Genomic DNA, 13256 nt, shown 5'->3' on the forward strand with positions numbered 1-13256 from the left:
ACCTAACAGATTCTAAATACATGATGGACGGCTAATAGGATAGCCACAATGCACCTAATTTTAAATCCCATTCTACAGGGGTAATTACCATTCGTCCTGCATTTGGAGTGAGCGTGATTTCACTAAAATACACATGATCTTGAGAGAGTAAGAAGTCTACCCGACTGTAACCATAGGAAAAACAAAGTTTTTCTGACAGTTGAATGATCTCTTGCAATTGTTTCGGGGCAGCTAGAGCTGAAGGTGAGTTCTCTTTAAGATCGACCCGAAATGGCTGTAACGCCCATTGTGTATCATACATGTTTGAGTAGTCATTGCCTTGAGCATCTTGCACATCAATTTCGAGATATTCGGGACGGCCTTCAAAACAGTGCACACGACATGTGGTAATGGTGGATTGACTGGCAGGATCGACATAGAGCTCGACATATTCTTCCACCAGTACTTTAGGGCAAATATCTTTGTAGTGCCATTCACGCTTTCTAAAATACATGTTCATTTTGAGATGATTTTTGATTTTAGCTGTTGCTGCTTCGACACTAAATTTGCTTTTATCGCGACAGACCATGGCGCTGCCACTGTCATGGGTACATTTTAAAACAAATTGATTGGGTAACTGGTTAAAATCAATCTCATCAATACATTTATAAATGCCAATCAATGGGACAAAATAGGCATCACCCACTTTGGCTGAAACCAGCTGTCTAACAGCGCATTTATCCGCTAATTTTGTGAATAGGGGACTTCGCTCGAAAATCATGCGGGCAGTGACTTTTTCATTGAAGCTTTTTGGTGAGCAAAAATTAGGGGTATAACCTAATTTGCAGATAAACCGTTTAGTCAGATACGCTTTATCTGAAACAAATTTAGTTCTAATTATTTTTGCTTGATACTCAAAGTAATTATAAATCATCAGTCAAAAGATTAAATCCCATCAAAGTAACCTGTAATTATAATAAAAATACCTAAATTCGTCTAATAAAAATGTCGTAAATATTGATGGAAAATGATTCCAAAAGGTTTGATTTTGTTAGGGATTGCAAGGTTTAAGTAAGGATTAATAAAGTTGCTAAATTGGCTGAATTGAATGTTGTAGAAGCCCCTTATAGATATGAAAATTTAAACAATTATAATAGATTGATTTATATGGAATGATTAGATCATCAAGATGCTAGTCATTACGAAAAGAGACTGCCTGTGAACAGATCAGTGGTGTTATCATATTCACCTAGATTAAGCATGTTTGGCCGTATTTTCGGGCTTTCGGATCGTTTAAGAGTGAATTGATGAGTGAAATGATGCAACCGGTTGATGTGGTGATTGCTTGGGTGGATGGCAATGATCCGAAGTTAAAACAGAAGCGCATGCAGTATCAGGGCAAAACACAAGCTTCTGATGCCGTCAGTGATACCCGTTTTGCCAGCAACCATGAAATTTATTATAACGTTGCATCTATTTTAAAATATGTGCCATTTTGTCGACATATCTATATTGTGACAGATGGTCAGCAACCGCAATGGATTGATGACTTTGTGACGGATGGGATTTGTGAAGCAGGCAAGATTCGCATTGTTGATCATCGTGAAATCTTTGCGGGTTATGAGCAATATCTTCCAACTTTCAATACCCGTTCGATTGAAACCATGCTCTGGAATATTCAGGGCGTATCTGACTACTTTTTCTATTTGAATGATGATTTCTTTTTTAACGCGCCAGCGCAATTAGAAGATATTCTTATTGATCAGAAAATGGTGATTTACGGGCATTGGGAATGCAGTTTTGTGCTCAAGGCCAAGCTTTGGTACCGTCAGCTTTTAAATCAATATTTTGCCAAACCCATTCAACCCAAACATATGATTGCACAAATGTTAGGTGCAGATATGCTGGGATTTAAAAAGTTCTTTGAAATTCATCATTATCCACATATGGTCGATCGCAAGATTTTGCGTGATTATTTACTCGCGCACCCAGCATTTCTGCAAAAACAGATTCAGTATAAGTTCCGCAGTGTAGAACAAATCAATCCGATTTCATTGATGAATCATTTAAAAATTCAGCAGAATCAAGCTGTGTTGAAACCTGATCTTGATCTTGCTTATTTGAAAAATGAAAGCAGTTTAAGCAGTTTCTTACAAAACTTGGGCAACGAACAGATTAAATATGGGTGTATGCAAAGTCTGGATCAATTGAGTGACACTGCAGCAAAGCAAATTTATGCAGCTTTAAATCATAAGTTGGCAGGTTATATACCCAAAGTTTTATTGGCTGAAACAGCCAAAGGATAAATGATGAAAGTTGAAACGTATCTGATCAACCTTGATGGGAGTGATCAACGCTTAGCCAGTGCAACAGCGCAATTACAGCAAGAAGGTTGGCCATTTACCCGTTTTTCAGCCTACGATGGTCGTGGTAAAGCGCTATCTGAGTTTAAACAGTACGATGATGCTGAGGCACAGCGAATTTTAGGGCGTAGCCTGATTAATTCAGAGCTGGGATGCTATTTGAGTCATTATGGTTGTGCTGAAAAATTTCTGCAAACCGATGCCGATTATTTGGTGGTTTTAGAAGATGATATTCAGGTTCTACCCAATTTTAAGCAAAATCTTGATTCACTTCTCAAGTATCTAGATCAGCATAAAGAGCTAGATTGGTACGTGGTGAATATGGCGGCTAAAAAGAAAAAGCTCGCTAAAGATATTGTGCAGATGGATGGTTTTAACCTGTGGCATGCCTACTATTTTCCGATTCGTGGGGTGGGGTTGCTGTGGTCTCGTAAAGGGGCTGAAGAATTTGTAAAACTTGGCAAACAAATACATGTGCCTGTTGATCTCTTTTTCCAAGGTTGGCTGAGTAAAAATGGGAAAGGCTTAGGCGTTTGGCAGCCTTTTGTGAAACCTGCAGGCTTGGATAGTGATATTTTAGGTACGGTTGCGACACAGGGCATTCAGCGTAAAGATTTAGAAAAACGCGATTCCTCTCATGGATTAAAGAAGCAGAAAAGGATGTGGCGTGATCGCTATTATGCTTTTAAGCATCTTTTCTTCTAATACGAATAGTTTATGCAAATGCCTGTCGTGAAATGAAATGCACACGTGTTTTGGTTTTTAGCTGAGTTTCCTTATGAAGATATTTAAAAAAATATTCTATCTCTTAAAGTTTTATACGATGTATTCGAATAAACAGAGAGGGTTAAACGACGCGATGGATAACGAGGCGGATTTGATTGTGCTCAATCCGATTGTGCAGGATGCCGTAATTCCTAAAAAAATCTGGATGTATTGGGAAGGTTCACTTTCAGGCTTTGTCGAAAAATGTGTTGAGCAAGTAAAAAAGACCAATCCGGATTATGAGGTTTATTTTCTCACGCCAGATACAGTGAAAAACTTTAGTGATATTGATTTTGATCGTTTCCCAAAAGCAACACCACAACAAAAGGCCGATTTGCTCCGTTTTGAGTTGATTTATCAGCATGGAGGAATTTGGTTGGATGCAAGCATCCTGGTTTATGAAAGCTTAGACTGGATTCAGGAACTGATTGCGAAGAATCATACCAACAGCTTTGCCTATTACCGTGCCAAGAATACAACACTCAAAAAATTTCCCGTCTTAGAGAATTGGTTACTGGCCAGTGTAGAGAAAAATATCTTCTTTAAATATTGGTTTGATGAATTGGCCCAAGCGATTGAAATGACGCCTAAAGCGTATTTACAGCAGCTTAAGGAAACCGAGCCAGACTATCAAGATTTGTTTCAACAGATTGGTCGATTAGAATATTTAGTCGCTTACGTGGCTTGTCAGAAGGTGATGCGTCGTCATTTGCCAAGTATGAGCTTAATTAACTGTGACAAAAATGCCCTGTTTTTCCAAGTGAAACATCAATGGGTGAAAGAAAAAGTGCTAATTGATATGGCAATCAATTACCCGCCTCAGCAAATGCCAAAGCTAATTAAGCTTGCAGGAAAGGAAAGGAAAACCCTGAGTCATTATTATGAAAAAGGCATGTATCTAGAAGGTTCATTACTCGATATCTAAAACAAGAGCTTTCAGGGTTTAAAGCAAGGTGCTCGGGTCAATCTTCTCAAATGCTTGTACAGCACTGCTTGGAGACAGGTTAAAAACTTTAATCTCTTTTTCTTTAAATAGCGTTGCCGCGACATCAAAGGCTTGAAATACGTCATCGACATGATGATTTAAGGTGGTCGGTTGCTGTCCGCCAATACTTTCATAAAAACGTGGTTGAGAAAAATTATTCATGTCTAAACCCGCGATATAAATTTCTTTATACCCCAGTGTATAGAGAATCTGAAGGGCTACATAAGCCACGGTAAAGTAGTCAAAAGTCCCTTTATAGATATCAAGTGAAAAACCCATGCCTTTGTGAATAAAGAAGTCAGTTTCATTTTGATCAAAGTGTCTAGCATGGTCTAAAAAGGTTTCGACTTGACCGTCAGTAATCGTTTCAATAGTTTTGATTTGGCAATGAAGATCTTCAATCCGAACATGTCTTAAAATCAGGTCTAGGCAACGAGGTGTGGTGTAAAACGTGCAATCGCTATTCAAGACTTTTTGAACTAGGTCGAAACGATTATTCACAAAGTTATGGTCAATAATGACATAACTGGAAAATGGAATTGAATCAAATGCGATAGCACCATTTACACCGATATAATCTTGATCGCTTTGATGCAGAATTTCAGGATTTAGTTGTTGAATCGAAGGGCCTGTTGCGACCAGCGTGCATTTTTTATGCGAAACTTGTGGGGGAATGAGATTATTAGAAACCAGTTTTTTCTTAAAATAAATTTTCTCAATACGATTCTGTGAGTCGCGTTCAACACTATAAAGTGGCCAATAGCGACGGTTGTGTTTTGCTACTTTAGGGAAGAAAAGTTTATAAATCAATTTATAAATACTTCTAGAAATACGACCTGAAAAGAAGTGAACCATTTAAAAACTCATTTATAAAATCATCAAGAGTAATGAAACTAGATAGCGGATTAGAGCTGATCTAGTTTCAATTATATTTTAGTCATCTAAAGAAAAACTTTTCTTTTTCAACTTGGTTTTTAGGTTGTGAAGGGAGCGTGCAAACCAATTTTTATCTTCTGGGCGTGTCACTTTATTGCCACGATAATGTATTTGGGATGCTTTAGAGAAATCACCAAATGGCTCAATACGATAGTTCTCTGGATGATAACCGGCGGCAATCGCCTCTTGATAATATTGATCAAATAGTTCCGTCAAATCCTCACGTGGATGCGGCATAATTTTACCATCAAACCAATGTTTCTGACCTGCAGCCTCTAGGCGTGGTAATGAATACTTGTGGCTAAACTGGGTACCCATATCTGAATAATGCAGGATTTTGATTTGATCAACAGCTAAATCTTCACCATCAATATTATTGTAGGAGTCTTGATAAGATTGAACTAATTTGGGTTTGTCTTTTAAAAGCCGCATCAGCTTTTTATGGCTTTCAGGATCAGCTTGAATCTCTTTTAATGGGGGAAGATATGCTTTGGCTTTCTCACAATCCCAAACACAAGTACAGAGTCTGGCTGAGTTCTTTCCGCCTTTGGCAATCACCATTGCATCATCTTTTTTAGGGTGCGCCCACAATTCTGCAATATCGCAGAGTACGACGACATCAGCATCCATATAAATGGCACGACCTTCAAAATTACATGATTCTGGAATTGCCCATCTAAAACCTGAAAAAGGGGTTGCCCAGTGTGCTGTATGCCAACCTTCACCAGTTTGCTGATTGGTATACCATGGACTATTCGGATCGTGACTAAGCTGCATCCATATAATTTCAACTGGATGATTGGTATGCTTGCGGACACTATAGTCCAGAACCATCATTTGTTCTAAGTCACAGTTGTTCGGATCGCAACCAACAAAAATTTTAATTGTGGAGTTAGACATTCCTAGCTTCCATTTTTTAAGGCTTTGCCTTCGATTATAACTAAAAAGCGCGGTTATTTTTGAAATATTTCTCTAATTTTTGATTGTGTTATAAAGTTTTTGTGTGAGCTAATGTAATGATAATAAATATATTTTATATGGGAGTTAAAGTGCTATTTAGATGTTGTCCCTATAGTTTATAGATTTTGATTTATAACGGCCATTTTGTTGTCATTCTATTTTTAAAGAGGAAAAAACTTTAAAATATTAAAAATAATTAATGATTTGAGCTGGATAGATATTTTATTTGAATAAAGGCGATGTTTATCAATGGTTTTTAATCTAACTTGATGGGGTTTTGATAAAAGTTTGAGCCTGTGTTTTTAGTTGCAAGATTATGTTTTGCTGTGTATGAATTGTAAAAGGGATATATTTAAAAAATGCAAATTAATCAATTGCTGTAAAAGCAGAAGTATTTGATTTAAATTAATATTGGTCTTTAGAAAAACACATCTAACTTACCATAACAAACTGATGCAAAGGCACGCTTGTTGCAAGTCATATTGAATGAATATGTCCTCAATTAATGTTCTATTTGAAGCGTAGATCACTCATTTCATTGGCTTATAAAGATCGTAAGCTTAGGTAATCGAAATAATGTACATCATTATGAAAAAACAGTATCCTTATGGCCTGTAGGCATGTCGCCTAATTTTTATGAATTTTCCATCAGTATGAAAAAGTTTGTTATAAGCCTTTCAAGCGCTACAGAGCGCCGTAGTCATATTTCATCTCAATTTGAGGGGCAGGGAATAGCGTTTAATTTTTTTGATGCAGTGACCCCTGATATTGCAGCTCGTGATGCTCAGGTGATGAAATTAAGTATACATGAGAGTTATATTGCAAAAGGCGAGCTCGCATGTTTTATGAGTCATGTTCATCTATGGCAAAAAATCGTAGATGAAAATATTCCTCATATGGCAATTTTTGAAGATGACATTCATCTAGGGGAAAAAGCAGATCTTTTTTTGAATCATTCTGATTGGATTGAAAACGATTGGCATTTGGTCAAATTAGAGGCTTTTACACCCAAAGTGATCTTAGGCTCTAAATGTAAAGACTTTCCTGATGTTGGCAGAGCAATTTATAAATTACCTGGCAAAAACTTGGGTACAGCGGGTTATATTTTGTCTTTACAAGGGGCAAAATTTTTACTAAATGAAATTAAAAAAATTGATTACATTATTCCCTTAGATAATTTCATGTTTGAATATGTTGTTAAAAATCATGGGTTTGAAATGTATCAAATGCAACCTGCATTGTGTATTCAAGATACGATTCTTCATTACCGTTCAAGTAGCGTACAGCTTAGAAGTCAGTTAACGTCTGAACGAAAGAAAAGAATGAGAGCCAATAAAGTTGGTGGTTTGCAAAAAGCATTGGTTGAAATAGCTCGAATTGCAGCACAGTTAAAAATTATCTTTTTTGCGTGTCGAGTAACTTATAAGTGAGAAGTTTTGTTATTAGTCTAAAATCTGCAGTTGATCGTAGATTACATATACAGGAACAATTTGCTTGTAAGGATATCCCTTTTCAATTTTTTGATGCGATTGAACCGCAAGAGATTGATGAGCTTGCTCAAAAGTATTCAATTTCTATTCTTGACAGTGGTCTAAGTAAAGGCGAGTTAGGATGTCTATTTAGTCATGTATTGCTTTGGAAGAAAGCAATTGATGAACAGATGGACTATATTGCAGTGTTTGAAGATGATATCTATTTGGGTGAGCGTGCCAATGACTTTCTAGTGAATAGTCAATGGATTAAGGGTAGATGGGAAATTTTAAAACTCGAAAAAAATTCTAAATTTAATTATCTATCAATTAATAATAAAGTGACAGTAGAGCATGGTCGGGTAATCTCAAAATTATTAAATGCTAATTTTGGTACGGCCGGATATATTCTTTCCAATAAAGCAGCTAAAAGTTTATTTAACTATGTAAAAGCATTAGCGTCAGTTGATCATATTGACCAAATAATGTTTAAAAAATATTTACAGGATGGAGAATATTCTGTTTATCAAATGAACCCCGCTCTCTGTATTCAGGAATACTTGTTATATCCAGAAACTAAAAAGTTCAAATCGAGTTTATCGTGGCGAAATACAGAGAAAGTCAAAGAAAAAAATCTGCTGCAGAAGGTGAAGAGAGAGCTTATACGAGCATTCTTGCAACTTTATCGACTTCCATTCAAAGTTAAAATAAAATTTAAATAGTCTTAAATGTTTTATGCATTTGACTGATGAGGTACCAATGGAACTTCCAACGATTCATGCGCTGTGGATTGGCAAAACCTTAGGCCAGATTTCTAGTTGTTGCCTGAGATCATTTGTGATGCGTGGGCATAAGGTTTTGTTACATGCTTATGACACAATTACTGATGTACCAGAAGGTGTAGAGTGTGTTGATGCAAATCTAATTATTCCAGCAGACAAAATTTTTAAACATAATCAAACAGGAAGTTATGCACTTTTTTCTGATGTGTTTAGATATGAGTTATTAAAAAAAGTTTCTGGAATATATGTTGATTGTGATGTTTATTGTTTAAAGCCTATTGAGATTCCTGAGTCTCAATATTTATTGGGCTTTGAAAGTGATCATAAGATCAATGGTGCAGTATTAGCAATGCCTCAGGATAGTAACTTGTTAGCCGCTTTATTGGATGCTGCTTATAACCCATTTTTTGTACCTCCATGGTATAAAAAATCTCGTCAAAAACGCTTAAAACTCAAAAAAATGTTAGGTATAGGTCAGCATATCGCAGATATGCCATGGGGCGTTATAGGCCCTGATGCGATTACTCATTTTGTAAAGACACAAAACTTAGTTGAATTTATCCAGCCTATAGATGTGTTCTATCCCGTACATTATCAATGTATTGGTCAATTGACTGATTCAGGCTTAAGTATTGAAGATATTACGAGTACGAGAACGCTTGGTATACATTTGTATAATGAGATGCTGAGAAATTTAGATTTGGATAAAATTGCTCCAAACAGTATTTTGGCCAAAATGTTTAGAAATGAAATTTAAATGCAGAGTAAAAATTTAACATGAGTGTCGAAAAGAAAAAAATCAAAATTGGCCTAATTATTGATGAGTTTTTTGGTGCAGTTGGTACTGCTTATGGCGGATATGGTTTTTTAGCTAGACGGCATATTGCAAAATATCTTCCGAATGAGGATTTTCAGGTAGATGTTTTGCTTGGACGAGGAAAGCGCAGGTTTTTTGCTGAGTCGTATCCAGTAGATGATGTGAATGTTTACCGTTTACCTCGCAGCAAGTGGTTTGCAAAACAATGGTTAAAAAAACAAGATTACGATCTCTATTTAAGCATTGAACTCACATATGGTTATGTTTTAAAACATGAACCAAATCCGAACAAGAAGTTAATTCTATGGGTTCAAGACCCAAGACCTCACTATGAGTGGGATGAAATTAATACCGTAAAGCTATTCCCAGAAACCTCATATTATAATCAAAAAATATATGACTTGGTCCATGAATGGTATAAACAAGACCGAGTTAAGTTTATATCTCAAGGATATTTTTTAAATCAAAAAGCGAAAGATTTATATCAATTGAATGATGATGTTGATATCCAGTATCTACCAAATCCAATTGATATCGATGAAAGTTTTCATTTTGATACGCACCAGAAAAAAAATATGATTATTTTTTTAGGTCGAATTGAGTCGGTAAAACGAGGTTGGTTGTTTTGTGAAATTGCTAAAAAAATGCCCGAGTATGAGTTTTTTGTATTAGGTCAAACTTTTAGAGAAGATGAAAAAAACTCTGAAATCATGAAGGATTATTATGCAATTGAGAATTTGCATTTTGCTGGTCATGTTGATGGGGCAGAAAAAGAGCAATATTTGAAAGATGCTAAAATATTGGTGAATACTTCCATTCATGAGGCACTTCCGATCTCATTTCTAGAGGCCTTGTCTTTCGGTACATTGCTTGTAAGTAATCGTAATCCAGAAGCGTTGACTGAGAAGTTTGGTATTCATGTTGGGGATGTTCTTGGAGATGGTTTTGATAAAGTTGACCTTTTTGTCAATGCAATTAGAAGCCTAATGCTTGATGATGAAAAGTGTCAGAAATTAGGCCAACAAGCGATTCAATATATTAAAGATAGACATAGTGTTGAAGACTTTCAGGAAAATATGCGGACCACAGTGCTACGTACCTTAAACAAGTGATTAGAGCGCGTCTGTGCGTGGTTTAGGCGTAGTGGTTGGTTTTGCTACCCCTAAACCGTTTATAGCCCCACATATACTCAGCAGGAAAACGGTTAATCATCTGTTCAACCGCTTGGTTGAGTGCAGTTGTAGCAACCTCAATATCTCGATCATATAACTGCGGATCATTCAAATCATCACAGTACACATCAAAGCCTTCTCCATCTTCACGACGGAAGCAACTTAATCCGACTAGACGACATTGGGTTTTCTGTGCCATTTTACTGGCGAGTGTGCTGGTGAGGCAGGGAATTCCGAAAAAAGGAACCACGACACCGCCAGAGGGATCAGGAACATGATCGGGTAGAATCACGCTGAAACCGCCTTGTTTTAGATTCTTAAACAGGGCCTTTACACCAGATGCATCGGTAGGAACCAAAGTTGCATTGAGGCGTTGGCGGGCATGCAAGGCAAAAGCATTAAATCCTGAATCTTTCATGGGTTTATACATGATAGTTGGAATACCGTATTGGTGTACCCATGCATTCATCATTTCCCATGTACCCAGATGCGGTGTAATAATCAGTGCACCTCTTGGGTCACTGAGCGCATCGGTTAATACATCCAAATGATGCACCGTATGAATCTGTTGAATGCTCCATTCAGGTGGCATTGCCCAGCATTTTCCAGATTCAATATAACTGAGACATTGCTTGGTAACGCTTTCTCTCGCAAGCTGCTCTTTTTGTTCTAGACTCAGTTGTGGGTAAGCTAGCCCTAAATTGACTCTGGTTTTCCACAGCATACTTTTATTGGGGTTTTGATTGATAAAGTAGGCCGCCACTTTTGCGATACTACGCAAAAATGCTAAAGGGAGAATACGGAGTAGGGTAGTGTAAAACGACATGATCTTAGTCTTGCTTATCGACGTTGCCCTTAAGCACCATATAGATTAATGCGACAAAAATCAGTAAAGCACCCGCCAAGCTACTTACACAGAAGTATAAAATGCGCTGGTTGGTATCCATATTGAAGAGTTCATTGGCCAAGATGTAACGCATGAAAAACCATTGAGCAAGTGAAAATACAATAATTACAATTGCATGTCGACGTACATCAGGACGCATTGCCATAAGACGGATCTCTCAATAAAAAAGCAATCTATTATGCCACTAGTGGACATGTTCGCAAAGTATAAATCCTTATTTTACCTTTTCCTTGCGGCGCTATAATTGTTCCTCATCTCTTAAAAGCAAAGGGATGGTATAGATATAAAAAACCCTGCATGGAGCAGGGTCTTTTATTGAATCATAAACGCAGGGTTTATTTTTCTTCAGCTTTTGGTTTTTCGCGTAAACGAATACCTAAGTCACGTAATTGATTTGCTTCAACTGGCGCTGGTGCTTGCGTCAAAGGACATTCAGCTGTCTTGGTTTTCGGGAATGCAATTACATCACGAATCGAAGAAGCACCTGTCATTAACATGATTAAGCGGTCAAGACCAAATGCCAAACCACCGTGCGGAGGCGCACCGTAACGTAATGCATTCAATAAGAAGCTGAATTTCTCTTCTGCTTCTTCTTCACCAATACCTAAAGCTTCAAAAATTGCTTTTTGCATTTCTAAAGTATAGATACGAAGTGAGCCACCACCGATTTCAGTACCGTTCAGTACCATATCGTAGGCAACAGAAAGGGCTTCGCCTGGATTGCTCTTCACTTCTTCAACACTTGATTTTGGCAACGTGAATGGGTGGTGAACAGAAGTCCACTTGCCATCATCAGTTTCTTCAAACATTGGGAAGTCAACCACCCAAAGCGGTGCCCATTCGCAAGTCGTTAGCTTCAAGTCATGACCGATTTTCACACGAAGTGCGCCCATCGCATCATTTACAACTTTAGCTTTATCTGCACCAAAGAACACGATGTCGCCATTTTCAGCGCCAACACGTTTTAATAGATCAAGCACGATTGGCTCGATAAATTTAACGATTGGAGATTGAAGACCTTCGATACCTTTTTCAAGTTCGTTGACTTTGATGTAAGCCAAGCCTTTAGCGCCGTAGATGCCTACGAATTTAGTGTATTCGTCAATCGCACTACGTGGCAATGAACCTGCACCTGGCACACGTAAAGCGACAATACGGCCTTTAGGGTCTTTTGCAGGGCCTGCGAAGACTTTGAACTCAACGTCTTGCATCAAGTCTGCAACGTCAACCAGTTTCAATGGAATACGCATATCTGGTTTGTCAGATGCATAGTCACGCATCGCGTCGGCATACGTCATACGTTCAAATTTATCGAATTTTACATTCAATAATTCATTGAACATTTTAACGGTTAAGCCTTCCATTAGATCCATGATGTCATCGTCACTCATGAACGATGTTTCAACGTCGATTTGGGTAAATTCAGGCTGACGATCCGCACGTAAATCTTCGTCACGGAAACATTTCGCAATTTGGTAATAACGGTCAATACCACCTACCATCAGCAACTGTTTAAACAATTGTGGTGATTGTGGAAGTGCGTAGAAGCTACCATTTGAAACACGGCTTGGCACTAAATAGTCGCGTGCGCCTTCTGGTGTAGCACGTGTCAAAATTGGTGTTTCAACGTCTAAGAAACCATGATCTTCGAAATAGTTACGGATCAAGTTGGTCACTTTAGAGCGGAAACGTAAGCGCTCTAACATTTCAGGACGACGGATGTCCAAGAAACGGTATTTCAAACGAATTTCTTCTGAAATATTGGTGTTTTCGTCATTCAATGGGAATGGCGGAGTATCAGAAGCTGCAAGAACTTCAATCTCTTTACCTAAAACTTCAATTTGACCACTCACCATGTTGGCATTTTCAGTACCTTCATAGCGACGACGAACACGACCTGTAATTTTTAATACAAATTCTGAACGTGCTTTATCTGCTGTTGCGAATGCTTCAGGAGTATCTGGATCGATCACGACTTGTACAAGACCATCACGGTCACGCATATCAAGGAAAATCACACCGCCATGGTCACGGCGACGGTGAACCCATCCGCATAAAGTCACAGTTTGATCGATTTGGGCTTCTGTTAAAGAGCCACAGTAATGAGTGCGCATCATATTG

At 37.8% G+C, this 13256-nt stretch carries 13 protein-coding genes; 7 read left to right on the plus strand and 6 right to left on the minus strand.

Features of this window, described 5'->3' with window-relative positions:
- Window positions 1-31: 31 nt before the first annotated feature.
- A complete protein-coding gene (locus tag F957_RS17250) occupies window positions 32-913 on the minus strand; it encodes an ATP-grasp fold amidoligase family protein (RefSeq protein ID WP_016660156.1) in 882 nt (293 codons plus the stop codon).
- Window positions 914-1286: 373 nt separating this feature from the next.
- Here F957_RS17250 and F957_RS17245 point away from each other — a divergent pair, with 373 nt between their 5' ends.
- The 3 genes from F957_RS17245 to F957_RS17235 all read left to right on the plus strand — a co-directional run bounded on the left by F957_RS17245 (window position 1287) and on the right by F957_RS17235 (window position 4032).
- On the plus strand, window positions 1287-2285 hold the full coding sequence (locus F957_RS17245) for a Stealth CR1 domain-containing protein (RefSeq protein ID WP_016540683.1): 999 nt from the start codon (window positions 1287-1289) through the stop codon (window positions 2283-2285).
- 3 nt (window positions 2286-2288) lie between these two features.
- Window positions 2289-3047 (plus strand): glycosyltransferase family 25 protein, encoded by a 759-nt coding sequence (locus F957_RS17240; protein WP_016540682.1) that lies wholly within the window; start codon window positions 2289-2291, stop codon window positions 3045-3047.
- A gap of 73 nt (window positions 3048-3120) precedes the next feature.
- Window positions 3121-4032 carry a glycosyltransferase family 32 protein gene (locus F957_RS17235; protein WP_016660157.1) on the plus strand — a complete coding sequence of 304 codons (912 nt, stop codon included), beginning with the start codon at window positions 3121-3123 and terminating at the stop codon, window positions 4030-4032.
- Window positions 4033-4050: 18 nt separating this feature from the next.
- Here the strand turns inward: F957_RS17235 and F957_RS17230 are convergent, their stop codons facing one another.
- Both F957_RS17230 and F957_RS17225 read right to left on the minus strand, forming a co-directional pair.
- On the minus strand, window positions 4051-4947 hold the full coding sequence (locus F957_RS17230; RefSeq protein ID WP_016540680.1) for an LPS biosynthesis protein: 897 nt from the start codon (window positions 4945-4947) through the stop codon (window positions 4051-4053).
- A 78-nt stretch (window positions 4948-5025) separates the two neighbouring features.
- Window positions 5026-5928, minus strand: a complete 903-nt coding sequence (locus F957_RS17225; protein ID WP_016540679.1) for a hypothetical protein — start codon at window positions 5926-5928, stop codon at window positions 5026-5028.
- Window positions 5929-6608: 680 nt separating this feature from the next.
- Here F957_RS17225 and F957_RS17220 point away from each other — a divergent pair.
- From F957_RS17220 to F957_RS17205, 4 genes are read left to right on the plus strand one after another with little or no spacing between them, the layout of a single operon-like run.
- Entirely contained in the window at window positions 6609-7418 is an 810-nt protein-coding gene (locus tag F957_RS17220) for a glycosyltransferase family 25 protein (protein WP_016540678.1), read from the plus strand.
- On the plus strand, window positions 7415-8179 hold the full coding sequence (locus tag F957_RS17215) for a glycosyltransferase family 25 protein (RefSeq protein WP_016540677.1): 765 nt from the start codon (window positions 7415-7417) through the stop codon (window positions 8177-8179). Before F957_RS17220 ends, F957_RS17215 begins: the two co-directional genes overlap by 4 nt.
- A 37-nt stretch (window positions 8180-8216) precedes the next feature.
- A complete protein-coding gene (locus F957_RS17210; RefSeq protein WP_016540676.1) occupies window positions 8217-8996 on the plus strand; it encodes a glycosyltransferase in 780 nt (259 codons plus the stop codon).
- 20 nt (window positions 8997-9016) lie between these two features.
- Entirely contained in the window at window positions 9017-10168 is a 1152-nt protein-coding gene (locus F957_RS17205) for a glycosyltransferase family 4 protein (protein ID WP_016540675.1), read from the plus strand.
- 22 nt (window positions 10169-10190) lie between these two features.
- Here the strand turns inward: F957_RS17205 and F957_RS17200 are convergent, their stop codons facing one another.
- The 3 genes from F957_RS17200 to aspS all read right to left on the minus strand — a co-directional run bounded on the left by F957_RS17200 (window position 10191) and on the right by aspS (window position 13252).
- Entirely contained in the window at window positions 10191-11054 is an 864-nt protein-coding gene (locus F957_RS17200; RefSeq protein ID WP_016660158.1) for a lysophospholipid acyltransferase family protein, read from the minus strand.
- Between the two features lie 4 nt (window positions 11055-11058).
- Window positions 11059-11280, minus strand: a complete 222-nt coding sequence (locus F957_RS17195) for a hypothetical protein (protein WP_005269244.1) — start codon at window positions 11278-11280, stop codon at window positions 11059-11061.
- Between the two features lie 190 nt (window positions 11281-11470).
- Complete coding sequence (aspS, locus tag F957_RS17190) at window positions 11471-13252, minus strand: aspartate--tRNA ligase (RefSeq protein WP_004652455.1); 1782 nt, start codon at window positions 13250-13252, stop codon at window positions 11471-11473.
- Window positions 13253-13256 lie beyond the last annotated feature (4 nt).

It is taken from the genome of Acinetobacter gyllenbergii CIP 110306 = MTCC 11365 (assembly GCF_000413855.1).
Taxonomy (GTDB): domain Bacteria; phylum Pseudomonadota; class Gammaproteobacteria; order Pseudomonadales; family Moraxellaceae; genus Acinetobacter; species Acinetobacter gyllenbergii.

Bases quoted from the DNA above. Each gene is read 5' to 3' on its own strand.
- F957_RS17210 (WP_016540676.1), top strand. From the start codon at position 8,217: ATGGAACTTCCAACGATTCATGCGCTGTGGATTGGCAAAACCTTAGGC.
- F957_RS17230 (WP_016540680.1), bottom strand. From the start codon at position 4,947: ATGGTTCACTTCTTTTCAGGTCGTATTTCTAGAAGTATTTATAAATTG.
- F957_RS17205 (WP_016540675.1), top strand. From the start codon at position 9,017: ATGAGTGTCGAAAAGAAAAAAATCAAAATTGGCCTAATTATTGATGAG.
- F957_RS17200 (WP_016660158.1), bottom strand. From the start codon at position 11,054: ATGTCGTTTTACACTACCCTACTCCGTATTCTCCCTTTAGCATTTTTG.
- F957_RS17195 (WP_005269244.1), bottom strand. From the start codon at position 11,280: ATGGCAATGCGTCCTGATGTACGTCGACATGCAATTGTAATTATTGTA.
- F957_RS17235 (WP_016660157.1), top strand. From the start codon at position 3,121: ATGAAGATATTTAAAAAAATATTCTATCTCTTAAAGTTTTATACGATG.
- F957_RS17225 (WP_016540679.1), bottom strand. From the start codon at position 5,928: ATGTCTAACTCCACAATTAAAATTTTTGTTGGTTGCGATCCGAACAAC.
- F957_RS17250 (WP_016660156.1), bottom strand. From the start codon at position 913: ATGATTTATAATTACTTTGAGTATCAAGCAAAAATAATTAGAACTAAA.
- aspS (WP_004652455.1), bottom strand. From the start codon at position 13,252: ATGATGCGCACTCATTACTGTGGCTCTTTAACAGAAGCCCAAATCGAT.
- F957_RS17245 (WP_016540683.1), top strand. From the start codon at position 1,287: ATGAGTGAAATGATGCAACCGGTTGATGTGGTGATTGCTTGGGTGGAT.
- F957_RS17220 (WP_016540678.1), top strand. From the start codon at position 6,609: ATGTCGCCTAATTTTTATGAATTTTCCATCAGTATGAAAAAGTTTGTT.
- F957_RS17240 (WP_016540682.1), top strand. From the start codon at position 2,289: ATGAAAGTTGAAACGTATCTGATCAACCTTGATGGGAGTGATCAACGC.